A 21,708-nucleotide genomic window follows, 5' to 3' on the forward strand; every position below is an offset into this window, starting at 1 on the left:
GATTACCAATTGTAGTGAGAGAATGCCTTGTTAGACTCAGCCATTCTGTGAACGTCGTCTTTCTTCTTAATAGAGTTACCTCTATTGTTGTACGCGTCCAAGAATTCACCAGCCAAACGCTTCGCCATGTCTTTTTCACCACGCTCGCGAGAGTATTCTACCAACCAACGCATAGCCAAAGCCAAACGACGAGATGGACGAACATCTACTGGAACTTGGTAAGTCGCACCACCTACACGGCGGGAACGAACTTCGATAGACGGCTTAACGTTCTCAAGAGCTTTTTTGAAGACTGCCAATGGCTCTTCACCTTGAACTTTACCTTCAAGCTCTTTCAAAGCACCGTAGAACAACTTTTGAGAAGTTGCTTTTCTACCTTGGATCATCATTTTATTGATGAACTTAGCGATTACTAGATCCTTGAAAACCGGATCTGGAATGATTTCTCTTTTAAAGGTCTTTTTACGACGTGACATCTCTCAATCCTTATTTCTTAGGTCTCTTAGTACCGTATTTAGAACGGGCGCGCAGACGACCGTTTACACCTTGAAGGTCCAATACCCCACGAACGATGTGGTAACGAACACCCGGCAAGTCCTTCACACGACCACCGCGGATTAGTACAACGGAGTGCTCTTGAAGGTTATGGCCGATACCAGGGATGTAAGAGATAACTTCGAAGCCATTGGAAAGACGAACTTTTGCTACTTTACGAAGAGCGGAGTTCGGCTTCTTTGGAGTCGTTGTATAAACACGAGTACAAACACCACGGCGCTGAGGGCAAGAGTCCAAAGCTGGTGATTTTGTTTGGTTTTTTTGAACTGTACGCTCACTTTTGATGAGCTGGTTAATTGTTGGCACTTTATATACCCCTTAAAAACAATTATGCGGTTCTGGACGCTGGAACTTACATTTCTGTGACGCCCAGGTCAAGACTTTGTTGTTAAAATTACATTTATCCATAAAAACAGGCGTGAGGTCCTTATTCTATGGGCTTTTTACCCTATTGCCGGCCTGTGAAGCCGGCAAATCAGGCTTTTCTTACTGCTTAGCCTTGTGGCTGAACAGAAGACGTCATACCTGGCAATGCAACAAAGCCGATATCGTCGTCTTCATGTACAGACACTTTCCAGCGTTTGTAAGAAGTCAAACCAGTTCCTGCCGGGATCAGACGACCCATGATGATATTCTCTTTCAGGCCACGCAAATGGTCTGTGCGAGAATTGATCGCTGCTTCCGTAAGAACTTTTGTAGTTTCCTGGAAGGACGCTGCTGAAATCCAGCTGTCAGTGCTCAAGGAAACTTTAGTGATACCAAGAAGAAGTGGGCTGCAAGTCGCAGGCTGTCCGCCTTCTTTATTGATACGTTCGTTTTCCTCAAGGAAAGCGTATCTTTCCACTTGCTCACCAGCCAAGAAGCGGCTGTCGCCGGCATCTTTGATTTCTACTTTACGTAGCATCTGACGAACAATGACTTCGATATGCTTGTCATTGATACCAACCCCTTGAAGTCTGTAAACTTCTTGGATTTCATCTACAAGGTATGCAGACAAGGCTTTAGCACCCAGAACCGCCAGAATGTCATGAGGATTTGTTGGACCATCCATCAAAGCCTCACCGGCTCTTACGTACTCACCTTCTCTTACCGCAACGTGCTTACCTTTAGGGATGAGGTATTCTTTTTGCTCACCCACTTCAGGAGTTACGATCACACGTTGTTTACCTTTAACGTCTTTACCGAATGTCACATAACCATCGATCTCAGAGATGATAGCTGCTTCTTTCGGTTTACGAGCCTCAAACAACTCGGCAACGCGCGGAAGACCCCCAGTGATATCCTTCGTTTTCGAAGCTTCACGGTGCATCTTCGCGATTACGTCACCCGCATGCACTTCCTGTTGATCCGCAACAAGCAACTGAGCCCCAACTGGGATCAGGTAACGTGCTGGGATGTCACGACCAGGAAGATTCAATGTTTTGCCAGCGCCATCCACTAGGAAGACAGTTGGTTTAACATCGGAAGACTTGGACTCCATGATAACTTTGGTCGCGAAACCAGTTACCGCATCCACTTGCTCCTGCATTGTGGAACCTTCTTCGATATCCTGGTATTGGATCTTCGCAGAAACCTCTGCGATGATTGGATTCGAATATGGATCCCATTCCGCTACTGTCTGACCCTTGGCAACTTTGTCGCCTTCTTTGAAGTTCAATACAGCACCGTAAACAAGCTTGAAGTCTTCTCTTTCACGGCCTGCTTCGTCGATAACTTTTGCAGAACCGTTACGATTCATCACAGTCAACTTGCCATTACGGTTTGTAACTGCATGAACGTTTTCAAGTTTAATTGTACCGTCATAACGAGATGTGTGAACAGATTGTTCAACCGCACGAGAAGCCGCACCACCCAAGTGGAACGTTCTCATCGTCAACTGAGTACCCGGCTCACCGATAGATTGAGCGGCAATGATACCCACTGTTTCACCCAGATTCACAGTCGCACCACGGGACAAATCACGTCCGTAACACTTCACGCAAACACCGCGCTTGGACTGACAGGTCAACGCAGAACGGATGTCGACTTTGTCGATACCACGGCCTTCGATAACCTTAACGTCAGTTTCAGTGATCTCTTGATTTGCACGAACAACAACTTCGTTCGTTGCCGGATCAACTACATCTTTCAATGCCGTACGACCCAAGATACGGTCACCGATGTTTTGAACGATCTCACCCGCTTCGTAAATCGGAGTGATTTCCAAACCATCTTCAACACCGCAATCCACTTCAGAAACAACCACGTCCTGAGCAACGTCAACCAAACGACGAGTCAGGTAACCGGAGTTCGCTGTTTTCAATGCGGTATCGGCCAAACCTTTACGCGCACCGTGCGTGGAGATGAAGTACTGGATAACTGTCAAACCTTCACGGAAGTTCGCAGTGATCGGAGTTTCGATGATCTCACCAGAAGGTTTCGCCATCAAACCACGCATACCACCCAACTGACGGATCTGAGCTGCGGAACCACGGGCTCCGGAGTCAGCCATGATGTAAATTGGGTTGAAGGACGGACCTACAACTTCTTTGCCACCAACGTTGAACGTTTGTTTTTCGATCGCGTTCATACCTTCTTTAGCGATCTTATCCGCAGTCTGAGCCCAGATATCCACCACTTTATTGTAGCGCTCACCATCTGTGATCAAACCTTCGTCGTACTGCTGCTGGATCTCAGTCACTTGCTTCTCGGCATCCGCGATCATCGGAGCTTTCGCTGCCGGGATCACCATGTCATCGATACCGATGGACATACCTGCTGCTGTTGAATACTTGAAGCCGAACTCCATGATCTTATCAGCAAGGATGCAAGTCGCTTTAGCGCCCGCAAGACGGAACGTCTTGTCGATCAACGCAGCGATTTGTTTTTTATTCATTGTCACGTTCACTTCGTTGAACGGAACTTCTTTAGGAACGATGTCAGAAAGGATTGCACGACCTACAGTCGTTTCCTGCAATTGACCTTTGATACGAACCTTACAAGACGCCTGAAGGTCTACCAAACCAGTCTCAAACGCGTATTGAGCTTCCTGAACGCTAGAGAAGGCTTTGCCTGAACCCTTGGCGCCTGGACGCATACGAGTCAACCAATAAAGACCCAACACGATATCCTGAGAAGGATTGATGATCGGCTTACCGGAAGCTGGAGAAAGGATGTTGTTTGTAGACATCATCAAAACGCGCGCTTCAACTTGGGATTCCACAGAAAGTGGAACGTGAACTGCCATTTGGTCCCCGTCGAAGTCGGCATTGAACGCCGTACATACTAGCGGGTGCAACTGGATAGCTTTACCTTCGTGAAGAACAGGTTCGAATGCCTGGATACCCAATCTGTGAAGAGTTGGCGCACGGTTCAGAAGCACTGGGTGCTCTTTCACCACGTCTGCCAGGATATCCCAAACTTCCACTGTCTCTTGATCAACAAGGCGTTTTGCTTGCTTGATCGTTGCTGCCAAACCTTTTTCTTCAAGTTTGTTGTAAACGAATGGCTTGAACAGCTCCAAAGCCATCTTCTTAGGAAGACCGCACTGGTGAAGCTTCAAAGTTGGACCTACTGTGATAACGGAACGACCAGAGTAGTCTACACGTTTACCCAAAAGATTTTGACGGAAACGACCTTGCTTACCTTTCAACATGTCAGAAAGAGAACGCAATGGACGTTTATTTGGACCCGTGAAGGTCTTACCGCGACGACCGTTATCCAACAACGCATCAACCGCTTCTTGCAACATACGTTTTTCGTTGCGGATGATGATGTCTGGAGCGTTCAGCTCCTGAAGACGTTTCAAACGGTTGTTACGATTGATCACACGGCGGTACAGGTCATTCAGGTCAGACGTCGCGAAACGGCCACCATCAAGAGGTACCAATGGACGAAGATCAGGAGGAAGAACTGGAAGCGCTTCCAACATCATCCACTCTGGCTTGTTGATGGAACCTTTGAAGGCTTCAACAACGCGCAGACGTTTAGTCAATTTTTTGATACCAGCTTCAGACTTGGTATCTTTCACTTCCATACGAAGCTTGCGAGACAGGTACTCTGGGTCGATCTTTTTCAAAAGATCACGAACCGCTTCACCGCCCATGCCGTATTTGAAGGAAGGACCAAATTCGTTCAGAGCCGCTTGCAGCGCCTCTTCAGTCAGAACCTGACCTTCTTCCAGTGTTGTTTCCATTGGATCGATAACAACGTGTGCTTCACAGTAAAGAACCTTTTCAACGTCTTTCAAAGAAAGATTCAAAAGGTTACCAATACGAGAAGGCAAAGAACGCAGGAACCAGATATGGGCTACTGGAGTTGCCAATTCGATGTGACCAAGGCGCTCACGGCGAACCTTGGTCTGAGTCACTTCAACGCCGCACTTTTCACAGACGACGCCACGGTACTTCATACGTTTGTACTTACCGCACAAGCACTCGTAGTCCTTGATAGGACCGAAGATTTTCGCACAGAACAAGCCGTCACGCTCAGGCTTGAAAGTACGATAGTTGATAGTTTCTGGCTTCTTAACTTCACCAAATGACCATTCACGAATCATTTCAGGTGACGCCAACGAAACTCGTACGGCGTCAAACGAAAGTGGATCTTTTGGTTTATCGAAAAAATTCAACAAGTCTCTCAAAGAACACCCCTGTTGTTAAATTATTAAACTTAGTGCTGCTCTGGTTCGTCTTTAGACGCAACCGGCGCAACTGGTTCTACCTCGATCACTTCTTCGTCACCAAAATCTTCATCTTGGTCACGTAGAATGTCAGACTCCATCAGCTCCACGTTCAGTGCCAGAGATTGAAGCTCTTTCACCAATACGTTGAAGGATTCAGGCAAGCCTGGCTCAAGGATATTTTCACCCTTCACGATGCTTTCGTACATACGAGTTCTACCTGCAACGTCATCTGACTTAACAGTCAGGAACTCTTGCAGAGAGTAAGCCGCACCGTACGCCTCGATCGCCCAAACTTCCATCTCCCCTAGACGCTGACCACCGAATTGAGCCTTACCGCCCAATGGTTGTTGAGAAACTAGAGAATAAGGTCCGATAGAACGAGCGTGGATCTTCTCTTCCACCAAGTGGTGAAGTTTCAGCATGTACATGATACCCACGGTTACTGGGTTCGTGAACGGCTCCCCTGTACGACCGTCGAAGAGGACGGACTTACCAGATGTTGGAACCTGTGCTTTTTCAAGAAGACCTTTCACATCAGACTCACGGGCACCGTCGAAGACCGGAGTACCCACGTGGATACCGTTCTTCATACGCTGAACCATAGACTTCAATGAAGCATCATCAGCTTTATCAAGTTTTGCAGAGATATCGCTGTCGTTGAAGATGTCTTTCATCTCGGAACGTGCGTTTTCCGCATTCCATTTCTCAAGATGAGCACCCAGTTGCTTACCAAGGTTGTGCGCTGCCCAACCCAAGTGAACCTCAAGGATCTGACCGATATTCATACGAGAAGGAACCCCTAGTGGGTTCAGAACCATGTCCACTGGAGTACCGTCAGCTAGATAAGGCATGTCTTCCGCAGGCAATACTTTGGAGACAACACCCTTATTTCCGTGACGACCGGCGAATTTGTCACCAACTTGCATTTTACGTTTGATAGCAACGTAAACTTTAACCATTTTGATCACGCCCGGAGGCAATTCGTCACCTTTACGAAGACGATCGATCTTTTCGTTGAACACAAGTTTAACTGCATCCAACTGGTTACGAGCATTGTCGATGATTTTGTTCACCTGGAACTCAAGGTCTTGTTCAAGAGGGATGTAGTTCAACAATTCGAATGGAACTGTCTCTAGATCCGCCTCAGTGATCTCTTGACCTTTGTTCAACAACTTCTGAGAACCGTCTTCATTCAGAAGAACGCCTGTAGTGATTTTACCCACCAGGATGTCACGAAGTTTGGAGATAGCGTTATTTTTGATAACGTTCTGCTCAACCGCCAAGTCTTTTTCAAGCTTGCGTTTTTTCTCTTCGATGATCAGGGACAAACGCTCATCGCGGTCTGCGCCTTCACGAGAGTAAACTTGAGCATCGATAACAGTTCCGTACACGCCGGATGGAGCGCGCAAGGATGTATCACGAACGTCGCCGGCTTTTTCACCGAAGATCGCTCTCAAAAGTTTTTCCTCAGGAGAAAGCTGAGTTTCACCTTTTGGAGTCACTTTACCAACCAGGATGAAGCCAGGGCGAACTTCCGCACCGATGCGGATGATACCAGAGCTGTCCAGGTCTTTTAGAGCTTCCTCACCTACGTTGGCGATATCGCGAGTGATCTCTTCCTTACCAAGTTTTGTGTCACGAGCCACGCACTCGAATTCTTCGATGTGGATGGAAGTGTAAACGTCGTCTTTCAACAGACGCTCAGAAATAAGGATGGAGTCCTCGAAGTTGTAACCTTGCCATGGGGTGAACGCCACAAGGATGTTCTGACCCAATGCCAATTCACCAAGTTCAGTGGAAGGTCCGTCAGCGATGATGTCGCCTTTGGAGATCTTGTCACCAACAGTAACGATTGGTTTTTGGTTGAAGCACGTATTTTGATTCGTACGCTGATACTTCGTCAGGTTGTAGATGTCCACGTTCGCACCCAGCTCGCCGCCTTTGGCGAAACGACGGATAACGATACGGGAAGCATCAACTTCCTCAACGATACCATCGTTTTGAGCAACGATGGAAGTACCGGAGTCACGAGCAACCAAACGCTCTACGCCTGTACCAACAAGTGGTGCGCGAGAACGAAGCAGTGGAACCGCTTGACGTTGCATGTTCGATCCCATCAAGGCACGGTTGGCGTCATCGTGCTCTAGGAATGGAATCAGGGAAGCTGCGATGGAAACCAACTGAGATGGAGAAACGTCCATCAAAGCAACTTTATCCTTGTCTACGATCTCATACTCACCGTCACGACGAGTGATGGTAGTCGCAGTCTGGATAGCTTTGTTTCCAGCTTCGTCACGAGCCGCCGGAGCGATGTGGTGACCAGCTTCTTCCAATGCGGAAAGATAGTTGATGTCTTTGGAAACCTGACCCGCTTCAACTTTACGGTATGGAGTCTCAATGAAACCATAGTTGTTGATACGAGCATAAGTCGCCAAGGAAGCGATCAAACCGATGTTTGGACCCTCTGGAGTTTCGATAGGACAGATACGTCCGTAGTGCGTAGGGTGTACGTCACGTACTTCGAAACCAGCGCGGTCACGAGTCAAACCACCAGGTCCAAGAGCAGACAAACGACGTTTGTGCGTGATCTCGGAAAGTGGGTTCGTCTGATCCATGAACTGAGACAACTGGGAAGAACCGAAGAATTCTTTAACTACGGCGTTCACAGGTTTCGCGTTCACAAGATCGTGAGGCATCATTGTTTCAACGTCCTGAAGGGACATACGTTCACGGATAGCGCGCTCCATACGAACCAAACCGATGCGGTATTGGTTTTCAAGCAACTCACCTACGGAACGAACACGACGGTTACCCAAGTGATCGATATCGTCGATAACACCACGACCATTTTTCAGATCGATCAAAGTTTTGATGGTGCTCAGGATATCCTTGTGAGTCAGTGTTCTGTGAGACGGTGGGCACTCGTCCATGGAGATACCGAATCTGTGATTGATCTTGATACGACCAACTTCAGAAAGGTCATAAGTCTCTGGATCGAAGAACAAACGGCCGAAGAATGTCGTAGCAGCTTCCAGAGTTGGAGGCTCACCAGGGCGAAGACGTTTGTAGATCTCAACCAAAGATTCTTCTTTGTTGGAGACTTTATCAACCAACAGGGTGTTGCGCAGGTAAGGACCTACAGTCAAACCATCGAAGAAGATCATGAAGAAGCGGTCAATACCAGCTTCAATGGAACGTTTGATGATTGCAGAGTTCAATTCCGCATTGGCGTCAGCGATGATTTCACCAGTGGATTCATCGATCAATGGCTTCGCCAAAACTTTACCATCTAGATCTTCCGGCTGAACTTCAAGCTCTGTGATATCAAGATCTTTGATCTTTTTAACGATAGCACGAGTGATACGACGACCTGCTTTAACAAGCGCCTCACCGGATTTAGGATCAACGATATCAGTCAATGCTCTTTGACCGGACATACGCTCGATGTCCAACTTACGGAAGAGCTTGCCACCCTTAACGTAAACCTCATCAAGATCGTAGAAGTATTCCAGAAGCTGCTCAGAGTTGTAACCAAGAGCTTTAAGAAGGATTGTCACTGGGAACTTACGACGACGGTCGATACGTACGTGAATAAGATCTTTTTGGTCAAACTCAGCATCCAACCATGAACCACGATAAGGGATCACGCGCGCAGAGTAGATCAATTTACCGGAAGCATTGTTCTTACCACCATCGTGGTCGAAGAATACACCTGGAGATCTGTGCAACTGAGAAACAACAACGCGCTCAGTACCGTTGATGATGAAGGAACCATTGGCAGTCATCAATGGGATTTCGCCCAGATAAACTTCCTGCTCTTTCACGTCACGGATGCTGCGTGCTTCAGTTTCTTCATCAACATCGAAAACGATCAGACGAAGAGTCACCTTGATAGGAGCAGCGAAAGTCATACCACGCTGACGGCACTCGTCCACGTCGTACTTAGCTGGCTCTAGAGTGTAAGATACAAACTCAAGGCTTGCTGTATTGTTGAAATCTGTGATTGGGAAAACAGATTTGAAAACGCCATTAAGACCAGCATCGCCACGGCGATCTGGATCCATATCTTTTTGAATGAAAGCTTCGTAAGAAGACTTCTGCAGTTCAATCAGATTTGGGATATCAATGACTTGCTTATTTTTCGCGAATGACTTTCTAACTCGAATGTTAGAAGCCGTAACTGGAGTTTTTTCCAATGTACTCTCCGTGATAAGAAAATCGGATGTTCGCTTCGGGGGGAACATTCCAAGGCCCACATTAAATAAAAACGCAAGTATCTCAAACTACCCTAAGTTTTCAATAAATCAAGTGATTCTAGAGGTTTTTGAGGACTTTCCAATTTCTTCAGAGCCCGATTTTCGCAATCAAACGCATCGCATCAATAGGTCTGGTTGCCGCCATTTTTCTGGCTCAGAAACGAGACCGCATCGTAGCCTATTTTAAACCCTCAAAGGACCCAGCTGATGAAAGCTCTTTTTGTTCTTTTTTCCCTATTTCTAAGCGCCTGCTCCCACTCTATCAGCTTGCGCGCCTCACATTTCGCCGTTCCTGTGGTTGGAGAAAACCAATGGAGTGGCCACGCAGCCATCGTAGCCGCCTCTGAAACGCGAGTGACTGTCATCGATGACATTACCTCCAATCCTCCTGTTCGCAATAAGGTGCGTATTAATGAGGACTTCGACGCTGGGGACATGTTTGCCGCCAATAATATCGGTTTTGACGCCAGCCTCAGCGTCTATAAAGGCATTGAGATCTACATGGATAACTTTCTATGGGGAGCTCGGTATCAATTCCTGAACAACGGACCCCAAGCTGGCGTCTGGGTTGGGTCGCTTCAGGGAGCTTTTGGAACAAAAAGCGAGTCCACCGACGATTTTAGCGTCAATCAATCCACACCCCAGTCTGAAGCCAAATCCAGCATCACAACCTCCCAGGCAGGAATCAGCTTAGGCTATAAATTTCAACACGTAGTGCCCTACTTTTCATATATCTATGAGGCTCACAAAATCGAAACAGACGTAAAGAACAATCACGGATCTTTCGGCCCCTACACTGACGAGGGGATTCACAGCTACTATTCCCTGGGACTCAGCACTCATCGCCGCGGACTGCGCATCGCCGCCGAGTACAGCTATATTGATATTAAATGGAAAGATTCGAATCAGACAGGACAAGGAGCCTACGGAATGAAAGTCGGCTTTGCTTGGTAAGATTCGACGACAGGCCCAGAAAAACAAAAAGCCTCGTGTTTCCACGAGGCTTTTCATTTTTAGCGTAAACTAAAAGGCAGAAATTACTTAACAGTAACTTTCGCGCCCGCAGCTTCAAGAGCTTTCTTGATTTTTTCTGCGTCTTCTTTAGAAGCGCCTTCTTTAACAGCTTTGTTACCAGCTTCAACAAGGGCTTTAGCTTCAGCAAGACCCAAACCAGTCAAGCCACGAACTTCTTTAATAACGTTGATTTTGTTGGCGCCAGCGTCAACAAGGATAACGTCAAAAGCAGTTTTTTCTTCAACTACAGCAGCAGGACCTGCAGCAGCAGCTACTGGAGCAGCAGCAGAAACGCCCCATTTTTCTTCCAAAGTTTTTACAAGTTCCGCGATTTCTAGAACAGTTTTCGCAGACAACGCTTCAACGATTTGATCGTTAGTCAGAGACATTTTAATCCTCCAGGGATAAAAAATTATTTAAAAATTCAAATATTCAGCACCATCAGTCCCGAACCTTCGGGATTCAAGCCATTAAGCTTGTGGAGCTTCTTCAGTACCAGCGGCTGCGCCGCCGCCCATTTTCTCAGCGTAAGCGTTAAGACATCTAGCAAGTGCAGATCCTGCACCCAACAATGTACCCAACAACATAGCGCGGAGCTGGTCTTTGCCCGGAAGTGTCGCCAAGAACTTAATCTTAGCATCATCCAAAGCTTCGCCGTCCATCACACCAGACTTGATTTGAAGAACTTCTACGTCCTTAGCAAAATCAGCCAATGTTTTAGCAGTCGCGTTCACTTCACCGTAAGAGAATACGATGGCGTTAGTACCTTTCATTGAATTAGCAAATGCTGTTTCAATAGCTGGGTGATCTTTGAACGCTCTTTTTGCAAGAGTGTTACGGACAACTTTCATCTCAGAATCAGCAGCATTCAATTTTTTACGCAAGTTAGTTACTTGCTCAACCTTGATGCCTTTGAAGTCGACGATGAAAGCCCCTTTAGCCTTACCGAACTTTTCAGTGATAAGCTTAATCTCTTGCTCTTTATCTGCGCGAGTGATCATAAGTGAGCCTCCTTTCATTAGACTTTTGCCCTTCTTTCGAAGGGGCCTGTGCGAATCAGGTCGGTTTGGAGGTCGCATTGGTGAATCCAGAAAAATCTGAATCCATTTAGAAAACCTTTTTGCCTTATCTCGGTAGGCCCTTCACAAACGAAGGATTAAATCCACTAAAAGAAACCTACTGTCTCTGATCGCAATAAAACGTATGAACTAATACAAAATAACTAACAAAAAAACAAGGCCCCGATTGAAATCGGAGCCTAATTATTTACTAGTTAACACCAGTTGCAGCTGCTGCCGCATTTGGCTCGATCTTGATGCCAGGGCCCATAGTTGAAGCTACGGCGATGGATTTAAGATAGATACCTTTGGAAGATGCTGGTTTTGCCTTAACGATAGCTCCCAACAAAGTCATGAAGTTATCTTTAAGTTTAGCATCGCCCATGGATTTCTTACCGATACCAGCGTGAACGATACCTGCTTTATCAACGCGGAAGTCCAACTTACCTTTTTTCTCGGCAGTCACAGCTTCACCAACGTTCATAGTTACAGTACCGATCTTTGGATTCGGCATCAAACCACGAGGCCCCAGGATCTTAGCAACTTTAGAAACAGTCGCCATCATGTCTGGAGTCGCGATACATTTATCAAAGTCCAACCAACCTTCTTGGATTTTAGCCACAAGGTCGTCAGCACCTACGAAGTCAGCGCCAGCTGCTTTGGCTTCAGCCTCTTTCGGGCCTTTTGCGAAAACAACAACTTTAACTTCTTTGCCCAGACCGTGAGGAAGAGCGATCGCTCCACGCACTTGCTGGTCGGATTGCTTAGGGTCGATACCCAAACGCAAAGCTACGTCGATAGATTCATCAAATTTTGCTGGAGCTGTTTCAACAACCAGTTTGAATGCTTCTTCAACAGTGTACTTTTTTGCAGAATCAACTTTTTTAGCGACTGCTGCGAATTTCTTACCTGCCATTTTTACCACCCTTAACCGATGTCGATGCCCATGCTCTTAGCTGTACCAGCAACTTGTGACATTGCGGATTCAACTTTCAAGCAGTTCAAGTCAGGCAACTTCGTTGTAGCGATTTGCTTGATTTGATCGTTATTGATTTTGCCAACTTTGTCTTTTTGAGGCTGCTTGGAACCAGATTCCAATTTCAACGCCTTTTTGATCAAAGAAGACACCGGTGGTGTTTTTGTGATGAAAGTAAACGATCTGTCTTGGTAAACAGTGATGATGATAGGGATGATGCTATCACCCAACGCTTGTGTACGAGCGTTGAACTGCTTACAGAATTCCATGATGTTTACCCCGTGCTGTCCAAGTGCCGGTCCAACGGGAGGAGCTGGATTAGCTTTCCCTGCCGGTATTTGCAGCTTGATCATTCCTGTAACTTTTTTTGCCATGACCCACTCCTGCAAGAGGTTGTGTTAATTAATATCCAAAAGCCGCCCCATGCGGCATCTGGTTATGGTTTTTCTACTTGAATGTAGTCCAACTCAACTGGAGTCGGACGACCGAAGATGCTCACAAGAACCTTAAGCTTCGCTTTGTCCTCGTTCACTTCTTCTACAGTTCCCTGGAAGTTGGAGAATGGACCGTCGATAACAGTCACGTTCTCACCAACAGAGAACTTCACTTTTGGTCTTGGTTTTTCAGCAACGCCAGCCATCTGCTGAGTTACACGAAGAACCTCTGCCTCCGGAACTTCCGGAGGACGGGTTTTAGTACCGCCCACGAAGCCCGTGACTTTAGACGAATTACGTACCAAATGCCAAGTCTCATCATTCAAAAACATCTGAACGAAGATATAACCTGGGAAAAATTTACGTGATTTTGTCTGTTTTTGACCTTTTACAAGCTCCACTACGCTTTCCGCAGGGATCAGGATATCGCCAAAGAACTCTTCCATTTTGGAAGACTTGATTTTCTCTTCAATGGCCTTCTTAGCTGTATTTTCACAGCTCGTCTGAACGTTAACGATGTACCATTTCTTTTCCATGGTTCCGTCCTTACTTCATGAGATAGTTGATAAAGAAGCCAGAGATCAAGTCGAAGGAACTGATGATAACACTGGAAATAAGAACCATCACCACACACGCAATCGTCATTGCTGTTGTGTCTTTGCGTGAAGGCCATACGATTTTACGGATTTCAGAAACAACTTCTTCACCCCAAGCATGAACGCGTGGGTTGAATTGCAGGGCCGCAAAAAGCGCGAAACCTGCCAACACCGGCAAACCGTGGCGAACCATATCGGAGTCAGCCGCACGAGCAACAACACCGAAAGCACCAGCGAAAGCCTTAATAAGAAGAGACACAGTCAAACCGACCAAGATACCTGCAAGTGCAAAGCTGATAGTCAAAATCTTAGAGTTCGCCTTTTCCATTGTTCCTCATCCTAAAGTTATGGAGTCAAAATTGGCAGGGGCGGAGGGATTCGAACCCACGACCTAACGATTTGGAGTCGTTCGCTCTACCGCTGGAGCTACACCCCTACTGATCTTATTGATGACAAGCGACCGCGCCGGATCGTTTCTCATCAATAATCTCCCCAGCGATACTGTTTTTGAGGGAGATTTTAGGACCAGTAAAAGCCATTTTGACTTACATTTTACTACTGCCAAGAAACACCGAGGGGGACTCTTTTGTCAAGAAGTCCCCCGGGTGATTATTACTTAGCTTACGCTGCGTTATTACTCAAGGATTTCAGTAACAACACCAGCTCCAACTGTACGACCGCCTTCACGGATCGCGAAGCGAAGCTCTTTTTCCATAGCGATAGGAGCGATAAGTTCAACAGAAACTTCGATCTTATCACCAGGCATAACCATCTCAGTACCAGCTTTCAAAGTACAAACGCCAGTAACGTCTGTAGTACGGAAGTAGAACTGTGGACGGTAACCGTTGAAGAATGGAGTGTGACGTCCGCCTTCTTCTTTAGTCAGGATGTACGCTTCAGCTTTGAATTTCTTGTGTGGCTTAACAGTGCCTGGCTTAACAAGAACTTGACCGCGCTCAACGTCTTCTTTCTTAGTACCACGAAGAAGAACACCGCAGTTGTCCCCTGCTTGACCTTCGTCAAGAAGTTTACGGAACATCTCGATACCAGTAACAGTAGTTTTTTGAGTTGGACGGATACCAACGATTTCTACCTCGTCACCAACTTTAACGATACCACGCTCTACACGGCCAGTAACAACTGTACCACGACCAGAGATAGAGAACACGTCCTCTACTGGCATCAAGAAAGTTTTGTCTACTGCGCGAACTGGCTCTGGAATGTAAGCGTCACAAGCTTCCATCAATTTCATGATAGCTGGACGGCCGATTTCAGATTGATCGCCCTCAAGAGCTTTCAATGCAGAACCTTTTACTACTGGGATATCATCGCCAGGGAATTCGTATTTAGACAGAAGTTCACGAACTTCAAGCTCAACAAGCTCAAGAAGTTCTTTATCGTCAACCATGTCAACTTTGTTCATGAATACAACTAGAGCAGGAACACCTACTTGACGTGCAAGAAGGATGTGCTCACGAGTTTGTGGCATTGGACCGTCAGCAGAAGAAACTACCAAGATAGCTCCGTCCATTTGAGCAGCACCAGTGATCATGTTTTTTACGTAGTCGGCGTGGCCCGGGCAGTCAACGTGAGCGTAGTGACGGTTGTCAGTTTCGTACTCAACGTGAGTAGTAGAGATCGTGATACCACGAGCTTTTTCTTCTGGAGACTTATCGATTTGATCGTAAGCCATCGCTTGCGCTTTACCAGCTGCTGCAAGAGTAGTAGTGATAGCAGCAGTCAAAGTTGTTTTACCATGGTCAACGTGACCGATTGTGCCGATATTTACGTGCGGCTTCGTGCGTGTAAATTTCTCTTTAGACATTATTCCTCCTGCAGAGATTTTTTTATTTTATCTAAAACCAAAAAATAAATTAAAAGCCAAATAAGTGGAGCCCATGATCGGAGCCGAACCGACGACCTCACCCTTACCAAGGGTGTGCTCTACCACTGAGCTACATGGGCATGTGTCCTGAAATTTGGAGCGGGAAACGGGTCTCGAACCCGCAACCCTCTGCTTGGAAGGCAGATACTCTAGCCAATTGAGCTATTCCCGCCCTATCAGAACGCCCGAAGAGGACTTCTCCCCTTCTTCAAACTTTTCCGGGAAAACATTCAAAAATGGTGGGCAGGGAAGGATTCGAACCTTCGTAGACATAAGCCAACGGATTTACAGTCCGTCCCCTTTAGCCACTCGGGCACCTACCCACTTGTGAATGCTTACCCAGAAAAATTTGGAGCTGGTTATGGGACTCGAACCCGCAACCTGCTGATTACAAATCAGCTGCTCTACCAATTGAGCTAAACCAGCCTTACTGAGATAACCGACATGTTTTACGGAGAAAAACAGTGTCCGTCAAAGATAATTATTCGCCAGATTACGATTTTTTTCGATTTCCGCGCGCCGCGTGCTGCCTTAAGGTCTCCGTTAACGCCATCGCTGTTGCCACCGATGCGTTATAACTCGCCGAAGAGCTAGCTTGCGGGATGACGACCAATTCATCACAAAGTCGCTCCGTTGTCACTCTCATTCCTTTATCTTCGGATCCAATGGCCCAAACAACCTTGTCTGGCAGGTCCAAATCAAAGATAGAACGCTTTCCACGAGGGCTTAATCCATAGATCCAATAACCCTGTTTCTTTAGTTCTTCCGCATAGTTAGCGAAGTTAGTTGTCTCCTCGACCGGAACGTGCTCGACCCCGCCGCAGGCCACTTTATGCACCGTGGGAGTCAAACCCACCGCACGGTCTTCAGGAATCAGCACACCCTGCGCCCCGACCAACCACGAAGTTCTGAGAATAGCTCCTAAATTGTGCGGATCTTCAATTCCGTCCAGAATAAGCATGATGGATTTATCCAGACTTTCTAGACTTGCCAGATCAAGTTCCGGGGCGCCATCAACAAAAATAGCCGCACCCTGCTGGGACGGGCCGAATTTTTCCAGAACCTGTTCGGATTTCACATCGACTTTTATTCGCAGCTTTTGAGCACGATCGTTCATGTCGCGCAGATCGCCCGAATTTTCCCACCCCTGACGAAGCCAGAAGCCCTTCACCTGCGATGGGCGCACACTGAGAACCTCATTGATCGCATGTGTGCCGATCACCACACGCCATTCGCGAGGAATATAGTCCGCACGAGGCTGAGAATGCTGCTGTTGCGGAGAGTGAGGACGACCGCCTCCACCGCGCCCATGCGGAGGACGTTGAGAGGAGGAGTTTCTGCCAGAGGGACGAGAGTTATTTTTCTTCATATACAGCCATTACAAAATCAGTTGCAGCTTCCTTCACATTGGAAGCTTCCAGAATAGGACGACCCACCACCAAAGCGGAAGCCCCTTTACGAAGCGCCTCTTTCGGCCCCATGATTCGTTTTTGATCGCCAGAATCCTGCATACTAAAGCGAATTCCCGGGGTGACAAGGTAAAGATCACGGTTTTGTAAAAGGTCTAATTCATGCGGAGAGCAAACCACGCTGGAAAGCCCCGCATCCTGCACCAAAGACACAAGGTCTGTCACGTGCTGAGCAATGGGTTGATCCTTCATATTTGCCGGCACAGAGCTTTGATCCCATGAGGTCAGAATCGTCACCGCCAAAATCTTAAAAGGCCTGCGCTGGTTGAGTTCTTTTTCAACAGCGGCCATGCGCTGCAAAGCCTCTTTGCCACTGAGAGCATGCACCGTCACCAAGGAAGCCCCGGCTTCAAAGCTGGCGCGAACTGCCGCCTCCATCGTGGAGGGAATATCGAAGTGTTTGTTATCCAGAAAAATCGGACCGCGCTCGGCCATCTCTTTTACAAACTCCATCCCATAGCGCAGACACAGGCGTGGCCCCAACTTAAAGCCCCCCACAATTTCCGACAGATCATCGGCGATTTTCAGCGCCTGATCACGGGTGTCCACATCCAAAGCCAAAATAATCGGATTTTTCATAGGGTGCGCGCGTAAGTTTTTTCTCATGGAGTCTCCTGGAATACCTTCAGGGGTCCTTTGGATTCTATGTAAAAATTATGCCGAGGGCATCAAAGATTGTCTTTCACAGCCCGCGTTAGTAGGTTGCGCCCGTTAACAGGATTTAAATAACCTCAAAAGGAGAATACATGAAAGCTCTTCTTATCGCCTTGGCATTCGTTTGCGCGGCTTCTTCCTCTCACGCGGCCCTATCCTGCGGTCAGCTTGTTTCTTACAAAACAAAACTGGCTAACGAATTGAACTGGATCAGAGAAAAAATGAGACAGACAAGAAACTCTGACAAACTTGAGCTTTACATGGACCAATACGAAGAGCTTTATGCTCGCTACCAGAACGTGGACAAAGCCATCAAAAGCGACTGCCAGTAGTCAGATCGAAAAAGGCCACTTCATCAGTGGCCTTTTTTTTTAGGTTTTTATCCTATACGCCAGAAAACCGATCCGCTTCCGGCCCCGCCGTCACTTCGTTTTTTTCTGCAGAATCACGTTAATGTCCTGAGCCAGATCCTGAAAGTAATCGTTTTCGCGCAGATGAATTTCAACGGAATCCAGATTTTCTTCCGCCATTCTTTTGACAGTGCGCTTGATATTAAACAGTGGCCCCACAATCCTGCGGGTCATGCGGTTAAAGTACCAGAACCCTACCACCAGCCCCAACAACACGGGAATCAACTGATACACCAGGAAAACCGTTTTATAGCGGCCGATGAACTCTGATACCGACATCAGGGAAAACGCTCCGGAGCCAGCCAGCTCCTGGATTTTTCCTATAAAAAGGTAGGCGGCAAAAATCTGCCCCAAAAAGAGGACGGCCACAAACAGGCTGACGTGCATGACCACATCAAATTGCACTTCGCGATTTACTATCAGCTTGCGACGAGGACGGAATGTTTTCATATCATACCATTATATCTGATGAAGGCGGGCTTTCAGAAGCCATTCCCCGTCAGCCCACCCGGAACGTTTCTGTTTGAGAAACGACCAAAAGTTCATCACCACAGATCTTACTTATTCCAGATAAAGCGCGCGACAGCGTCACGGTCAAAGACACAATGCCCACCCTGCACCGGCAACCAACTGGCGATCACCCCCTGGGTCTTAGCGGCTTTCACAAACTCAGCCGATCCCTCTTGGAAGCCGAACTCATCCTTCATCCCGGTAGAGACCAGATAAACCTGCTTAATAGCCGGATCGAACGTCTTGATCAGCTGCAAAGGGTCGTGACGTTGCCAATCTTCTGGCGTCTTAAAGAATTCACGCGAAATATCCAGCATCAAGTTGACGCGCGAACGTAAAGCCTTGGTTCGGGCAATATAACGGTCAATCGCTTCGGGCGGATCAAAGGGACCGACGGTGGTGATCGCCGGGCACATCAGCACCACCTTCAGAAAAGTCCCCGGCATCTGCAACGAGGCCTGAATGGAGTTAAAGCCGCCCATGGACTGCCCTAACAGCAAACGGCGACCCTTACCAAGGCCCCCAATCTGGTTTTCCAGAAAAGGCATCATTTCATCGCGAAACGCGGAAACCAGAGGAAACTCTTCGTTGTTCACAAGCAGCCAGATCTCACCAAAAGAGACTGTGATAATCGTTGGTTTATACCCCTGAGAGCTCCACTTATTTTCAATCCACTGCGTACCTTGAGTCTGGGTAAACCAGGTTCGGGCATTTCCGCCCAAACCATGGAAGAAATAGACAACGTCCTGAGTCTTCGTGCGATCCGTCGTTTGAATGCAATAGTCGTAGGTATAACCCGCAGAGATTTCCTTGGTCCCGCATGTCTGAGCCGTCTGCCCTTGGACTGAAACCAATGCGAAAGATAGCATTATGAACCAGATAGCCTTTCTCATGTCTCACCTCCACCCCACTAAGCGTTGCTGAAATGAGGGCAAAAGGCAATCTTCCGATCAGCTTTTCACCAGCTTCCGTGGGTGCTAACACCGGACTTTGGAAATGAAACTGGCAGAGCCGCAATAGAAAAATAAAAAGACCGCCTTTAGGGCGGTCTTTAATAAGAAACCAAAATGGTCCTGAAAGTTTTTAGAACAAGTTGATGTTCGCAGAAAGAGCCACGTTAGTTCTGTCCGCTCGGATGTCCTTCGGAGTGAACTGAACGTTCGGATACAAGTAGATATCGCGAGTAATTGAAATCCCAGTCCCAACGGATTGGTAAGGTTCGATTTGAACATTGTCGTTCTCGCCTTGATAACGAGTGAACTGGAAGTAACCAAACACTGTACGGAAAGAATAGCGGTCATTGAAAGAGTACTGAAGGAACGGATACAAACCGAAGCCCAGCTCAGAACGCTTATAAAGACCCAAATCCATTCTTTTCAAAAGTTTTGCATCCGTGACATCACCGCCATAGAGGGTTTTGCTGATCGTCAGACTTGCACCTCCATTCCATCCGGACTTGCCAAAGTTCGCCAGGAAAGTCTGACTGAAGCTGGCAGCACCGAAGACTTTTTCGATGTTAACAGAGTCGCTGTCGGTCGCATGGGAATACTGCATGCTGGAGATCATCTGAGTGTCGAAAGCGCGGTAACCACGGCTCCAGCTCAGGTACGGAGTGGAGACCTGGTAACGAGCCAAGGATCCATCGCGGCCTTTGCGCTCATCCTGGGCAGGTTTTGTGATGTCACCGTGAAGAGGATCGATGATCGTGATACCTGTACCGAAGCTGAAATTGTCACGTTCACCCGCACGGTAATTGATACCCACATCCCCGGACAAGGAAGTCATCGCTTCCATAGTCGCAGAAGCGCGATAGTTGGGGCGCACACTGTTCAAAGGCTCCTGAATAGAACCACCAGAGTATGCCAAGCTGGATTTGAAAGACCATTTTGATTTGGAACCCAATTGAGCTCTCATACGGGCGTCCGTGATTTCGCTGTCGATGTCTTTGTTTTTCTCGTCAGCTTTTTTCAGGTCTTCCATTTTAACAGTGCTGGAATTGGTATTCACACTTGTTGTGGAAGAGTTTTGCGCGAACGCTGCAGGGGCCATCAACAACCCTGTCGCAGCCAGTACCAGATATGCATTCTTATTCATCATGATAAACTCCATGGTTAATGAATAGGCCCCCAGCTATAGCCCACCCTAGGAATGTGAGTCCACCAATAAATCCAATCACGAAAAAATGGGCCCACTGATCATTCTTTTGACAGTCCTGGCCCCGCTGAAATCAGGCCCTAATCTGCCCATTTCCTCTTTGAACAGCACCTAAAACCCAGTATTTTTCATTCTGATCCTCGAGCCAGGACTGAATCTTTGCTGCCTCACTATTTTTGACCAAAAGCACCAAACCCACCCCCATATTGAATGTGCGATACAGCTCTTCGCGGGGAAGCTCCAGTCTGGGCAATATCTTCTGGAAAATGGGGGCTACTTCTTTCACCGAAGGCCAGCCGCTAAGATCGTAATCAAAGGCCTGGCTCATTCGCGGGATATTATGAACTCCACCGCCAGTAATATGTGAGGCTCCGCGCAGAGCCCCGCGGAACTCCTTGCGCAATGCAGTCACCAGCTTCACATAAATTCGGGTCGGCGTCAGAAGTTCCCGCATTAGCTCCATTTCATCGTCTTGGACCAGTTTTCTTAGGAGCGAGTACCCATTGGAGTGAAAACCCGAAGAAGGCAGGGCCAGCAGGACATCGCCGTCCTCGATGTGGCTTTCAGTGTACATCTCTTCGGGGGTCATTTCGCCCACGCTGAATCCGGCCAGATCGTATTCGCCGCCTTGATAGACCCCAGGCATTTCAGCAGTTTCGCCACCGATCAACGCCATGCCTGACTGGCGGCAACCATCCACCATGCCCGCAATCAGTTCCTCGCTGACCCGGGTGTCCAGCCTTCCGAAGGCCATGTAATCCAAAAAAAACAGCGGTCTGGCGCCAACACAAAGAAGGTCATTCACGCACATTGCCACCAGATCGATACCGATGCCATGGTGAAGATCGAGCTTCTGCGCCAGTTTCAGCTTCGTGCCCACACCGTCAGTGCAAGACGCCAGATATTTTTCCTGGTTCAGCTTATAGACGGCTGCAAAACCACCAATCCCCTGCACGACTTGATCATTAAAGGTCGTCGGAACCAGATTTTTAATACGCTCAACAAAGGCATCGGCCTTTGTGATATCAACTCCTGAGTCTTTATAATCAACCACAACTGCTCCCTCGTTTTAGA

At 47.5% G+C, this 21,708-nt stretch carries 19 protein-coding genes and 5 tRNA genes; 2 read left to right on the plus strand and 22 right to left on the minus strand.

The window, feature by feature from the left end:
• Window positions 1-2: 2 nt before the first annotated feature.
• From rpsG to rpoB, 4 genes are all read right to left on the minus strand, one after another.
• Window positions 3-476, minus strand: coding sequence for a 30S ribosomal protein S7 (gene rpsG / locus ACZ5ZZ_RS13290; RefSeq protein ID WP_464118166.1), 474 nt, complete (start codon window positions 474-476; stop codon window positions 3-5).
• Window positions 477-486: 10 nt separating this feature from the next.
• Complete coding sequence (gene rpsL, locus ACZ5ZZ_RS13295) at window positions 487-861, minus strand: 30S ribosomal protein S12 (RefSeq protein ID WP_011165356.1); 375 nt, start codon at window positions 859-861, stop codon at window positions 487-489.
• 187 nt (window positions 862-1,048) lie between these two features.
• A complete protein-coding gene (gene rpoC, locus ACZ5ZZ_RS13300) occupies window positions 1,049-5,176 on the minus strand; it encodes a DNA-directed RNA polymerase subunit beta' (protein ID WP_464131697.1) in 4,128 nt (1,375 codons plus the stop codon).
• A 29-nt stretch (window positions 5,177-5,205) separates the two neighbouring features.
• Window positions 5,206-9,462, minus strand: a complete 4,257-nt coding sequence (rpoB, locus tag ACZ5ZZ_RS13305) for a DNA-directed RNA polymerase subunit beta (RefSeq protein ID WP_464131699.1) — start codon at window positions 9,460-9,462, stop codon at window positions 5,206-5,208.
• Between the two features lie 219 nt (window positions 9,463-9,681).
• On the opposite strand from rpoB, the gene ACZ5ZZ_RS13310 reads away from it, so the two are divergent.
• Window positions 9,682-10,428 carry a hypothetical protein gene (locus ACZ5ZZ_RS13310; protein ID WP_464131701.1) on the plus strand — a complete coding sequence of 249 codons (747 nt, stop codon included), beginning with the start codon at window positions 9,682-9,684 and terminating at the stop codon, window positions 10,426-10,428.
• An 83-nt stretch (window positions 10,429-10,511) separates the two neighbouring features.
• Here ACZ5ZZ_RS13310 and rplL read toward each other — a convergent pair whose 3' ends face one another.
• The 14 genes from rplL to pyrF form a co-directional block, all read right to left on the minus strand.
• On the minus strand, window positions 10,512-10,877 hold the full coding sequence (gene rplL, locus ACZ5ZZ_RS13315) for a 50S ribosomal protein L7/L12 (protein ID WP_464118170.1): 366 nt from the start codon (window positions 10,875-10,877) through the stop codon (window positions 10,512-10,514).
• A gap of 81 nt (window positions 10,878-10,958) precedes the next feature.
• Window positions 10,959-11,489 carry a 50S ribosomal protein L10 gene (gene rplJ, locus ACZ5ZZ_RS13320; RefSeq protein ID WP_464118171.1) on the minus strand — a complete coding sequence of 177 codons (531 nt, stop codon included), beginning with the start codon at window positions 11,487-11,489 and terminating at the stop codon, window positions 10,959-10,961.
• A gap of 268 nt (window positions 11,490-11,757) precedes the next feature.
• The gene (gene rplA, locus ACZ5ZZ_RS13325) at window positions 11,758-12,462 is read right to left on the minus strand and encodes a 50S ribosomal protein L1 (RefSeq protein WP_464118172.1); all 705 of its coding nucleotides are present in this window, start codon (window positions 12,460-12,462) and stop codon (window positions 11,758-11,760) included.
• Between the two features lie 11 nt (window positions 12,463-12,473).
• Window positions 12,474-12,896, minus strand: a complete 423-nt coding sequence (gene rplK, locus ACZ5ZZ_RS13330; RefSeq protein ID WP_464118173.1) for a 50S ribosomal protein L11 — start codon at window positions 12,894-12,896, stop codon at window positions 12,474-12,476.
• 62 nt (window positions 12,897-12,958) lie between these two features.
• Window positions 12,959-13,492, minus strand: coding sequence for a transcription termination/antitermination protein NusG (nusG, locus tag ACZ5ZZ_RS13335; protein ID WP_464118174.1), 534 nt, complete (start codon window positions 13,490-13,492; stop codon window positions 12,959-12,961).
• Window positions 13,493-13,502: 10 nt separating this feature from the next.
• Window positions 13,503-13,880 (minus strand): preprotein translocase subunit SecE, encoded by a 378-nt coding sequence (gene secE, locus ACZ5ZZ_RS13340; protein ID WP_464118175.1) that lies wholly within the window; start codon window positions 13,878-13,880, stop codon window positions 13,503-13,505.
• A gap of 32 nt (window positions 13,881-13,912) precedes the next feature.
• Window positions 13,913-13,988, minus strand: a tRNA-Trp gene (locus ACZ5ZZ_RS13345).
• A 198-nt stretch (window positions 13,989-14,186) separates the two neighbouring features.
• Window positions 14,187-15,377, minus strand: coding sequence for an elongation factor Tu (gene tuf / locus ACZ5ZZ_RS13350; protein WP_464118176.1), 1,191 nt, complete (start codon window positions 15,375-15,377; stop codon window positions 14,187-14,189).
• A 65-nt stretch (window positions 15,378-15,442) separates the two neighbouring features.
• Window positions 15,443-15,517: transfer RNA gene (locus tag ACZ5ZZ_RS13355), tRNA-Thr, on the minus strand.
• Window positions 15,518-15,532: 15 nt separating this feature from the next.
• Window positions 15,533-15,609 (minus strand) — tRNA-Gly (locus tag ACZ5ZZ_RS13360).
• A gap of 65 nt (window positions 15,610-15,674) precedes the next feature.
• A tRNA-Tyr gene (locus tag ACZ5ZZ_RS13365) sits at window positions 15,675-15,760 on the minus strand.
• Between the two features lie 27 nt (window positions 15,761-15,787).
• A tRNA-Thr gene (locus tag ACZ5ZZ_RS13370) sits at window positions 15,788-15,863 on the minus strand.
• Window positions 15,864-15,930: 67 nt separating this feature from the next.
• Window positions 15,931-16,806, minus strand: a complete 876-nt coding sequence (locus ACZ5ZZ_RS13375) for a TrmH family RNA methyltransferase (protein WP_464118177.1) — start codon at window positions 16,804-16,806, stop codon at window positions 15,931-15,933.
• Window positions 16,793-17,512 carry an orotidine-5'-phosphate decarboxylase gene (gene pyrF / locus ACZ5ZZ_RS13380; RefSeq protein ID WP_464118178.1) on the minus strand — a complete coding sequence of 240 codons (720 nt, stop codon included), beginning with the start codon at window positions 17,510-17,512 and terminating at the stop codon, window positions 16,793-16,795. Before pyrF ends, ACZ5ZZ_RS13375 begins: the two co-directional genes overlap by 14 nt.
• A 140-nt stretch (window positions 17,513-17,652) precedes the next feature.
• On the opposite strand from pyrF, the gene ACZ5ZZ_RS13385 reads away from it, so the two are divergent.
• Entirely contained in the window at window positions 17,653-17,892 is a 240-nt protein-coding gene (locus tag ACZ5ZZ_RS13385; RefSeq protein ID WP_347359624.1) for a hypothetical protein, read from the plus strand.
• Window positions 17,893-17,982: 90 nt separating this feature from the next.
• Here ACZ5ZZ_RS13385 and ACZ5ZZ_RS13390 read toward each other — a convergent pair whose 3' ends face one another.
• The 4 genes from ACZ5ZZ_RS13390 to purM form a co-directional block, all read right to left on the minus strand.
• Window positions 17,983-18,420 (minus strand): HAMP domain-containing protein, encoded by a 438-nt coding sequence (locus ACZ5ZZ_RS13390; protein ID WP_464118179.1) that lies wholly within the window; start codon window positions 18,418-18,420, stop codon window positions 17,983-17,985.
• Between the two features lie 107 nt (window positions 18,421-18,527).
• On the minus strand, window positions 18,528-19,373 hold the full coding sequence (locus ACZ5ZZ_RS13395; protein ID WP_464131703.1) for an alpha/beta fold hydrolase: 846 nt from the start codon (window positions 19,371-19,373) through the stop codon (window positions 18,528-18,530).
• Between the two features lie 190 nt (window positions 19,374-19,563).
• Window positions 19,564-20,577 carry a hypothetical protein gene (locus tag ACZ5ZZ_RS13400; protein WP_464139834.1) on the minus strand — a complete coding sequence of 338 codons (1,014 nt, stop codon included), beginning with the start codon at window positions 20,575-20,577 and terminating at the stop codon, window positions 19,564-19,566.
• Between the two features lie 130 nt (window positions 20,578-20,707).
• Window positions 20,708-21,688 (minus strand): phosphoribosylformylglycinamidine cyclo-ligase, encoded by a 981-nt coding sequence (gene purM / locus ACZ5ZZ_RS13405; RefSeq protein ID WP_464131707.1) that lies wholly within the window; start codon window positions 21,686-21,688, stop codon window positions 20,708-20,710.
• Window positions 21,689-21,708 lie beyond the last annotated feature (20 nt).

The organism is Bdellovibrio sp. HM001 (genome assembly GCF_055397275.1).

Coding starts and splice junctions, on each gene's coding strand:
- ACZ5ZZ_RS13400 (WP_464139834.1), bottom strand. CDS start 20,577: ATGATGAATAAGAATGCATATCTGGTACTGGCTGCGACAGGGTTGTTG.
- ACZ5ZZ_RS13390 (WP_464118179.1), bottom strand. CDS start 18,420: ATGAAAACATTCCGTCCTCGTCGCAAGCTGATAGTAAATCGCGAAGTG.
- rplA (WP_464118172.1), bottom strand. CDS start 12,462: ATGGCAGGTAAGAAATTCGCAGCAGTCGCTAAAAAAGTTGATTCTGCA.
- tuf (WP_464118176.1), bottom strand. CDS start 15,377: ATGTCTAAAGAGAAATTTACACGCACGAAGCCGCACGTAAATATCGGC.
- pyrF (WP_464118178.1), bottom strand. CDS start 17,512: ATGAGAAAAAACTTACGCGCGCACCCTATGAAAAATCCGATTATTTTG.
- rpsG (WP_464118166.1), bottom strand. CDS start 476: ATGTCACGTCGTAAAAAGACCTTTAAAAGAGAAATCATTCCAGATCCG.
- nusG (WP_464118174.1), bottom strand. CDS start 13,492: ATGGAAAAGAAATGGTACATCGTTAACGTTCAGACGAGCTGTGAAAAT.
- ACZ5ZZ_RS13395 (WP_464131703.1), bottom strand. CDS start 19,373: ATGAGAAAGGCTATCTGGTTCATAATGCTATCTTTCGCATTGGTTTCA.
- rpoB (WP_464131699.1), bottom strand. CDS start 9,462: ATGTTCCCCCCGAAGCGAACATCCGATTTTCTTATCACGGAGAGTACA.
- ACZ5ZZ_RS13375 (WP_464118177.1), bottom strand. CDS start 16,806: ATGAAGAAAAATAACTCTCGTCCCTCTGGCAGAAACTCCTCCTCTCAA.
- ACZ5ZZ_RS13310 (WP_464131701.1), top strand. CDS start 9,682: ATGAAAGCTCTTTTTGTTCTTTTTTCCCTATTTCTAAGCGCCTGCTCC.
- ACZ5ZZ_RS13385 (WP_347359624.1), top strand. CDS start 17,653: ATGAAAGCTCTTCTTATCGCCTTGGCATTCGTTTGCGCGGCTTCTTCC.
- rplL (WP_464118170.1), bottom strand. CDS start 10,877: ATGTCTCTGACTAACGATCAAATCGTTGAAGCGTTGTCTGCGAAAACT.
- rplK (WP_464118173.1), bottom strand. CDS start 12,896: ATGGCAAAAAAAGTTACAGGAATGATCAAGCTGCAAATACCGGCAGGG.
- secE (WP_464118175.1), bottom strand. CDS start 13,880: ATGGAAAAGGCGAACTCTAAGATTTTGACTATCAGCTTTGCACTTGCA.
- rplJ (WP_464118171.1), bottom strand. CDS start 11,489: ATGATCACTCGCGCAGATAAAGAGCAAGAGATTAAGCTTATCACTGAA.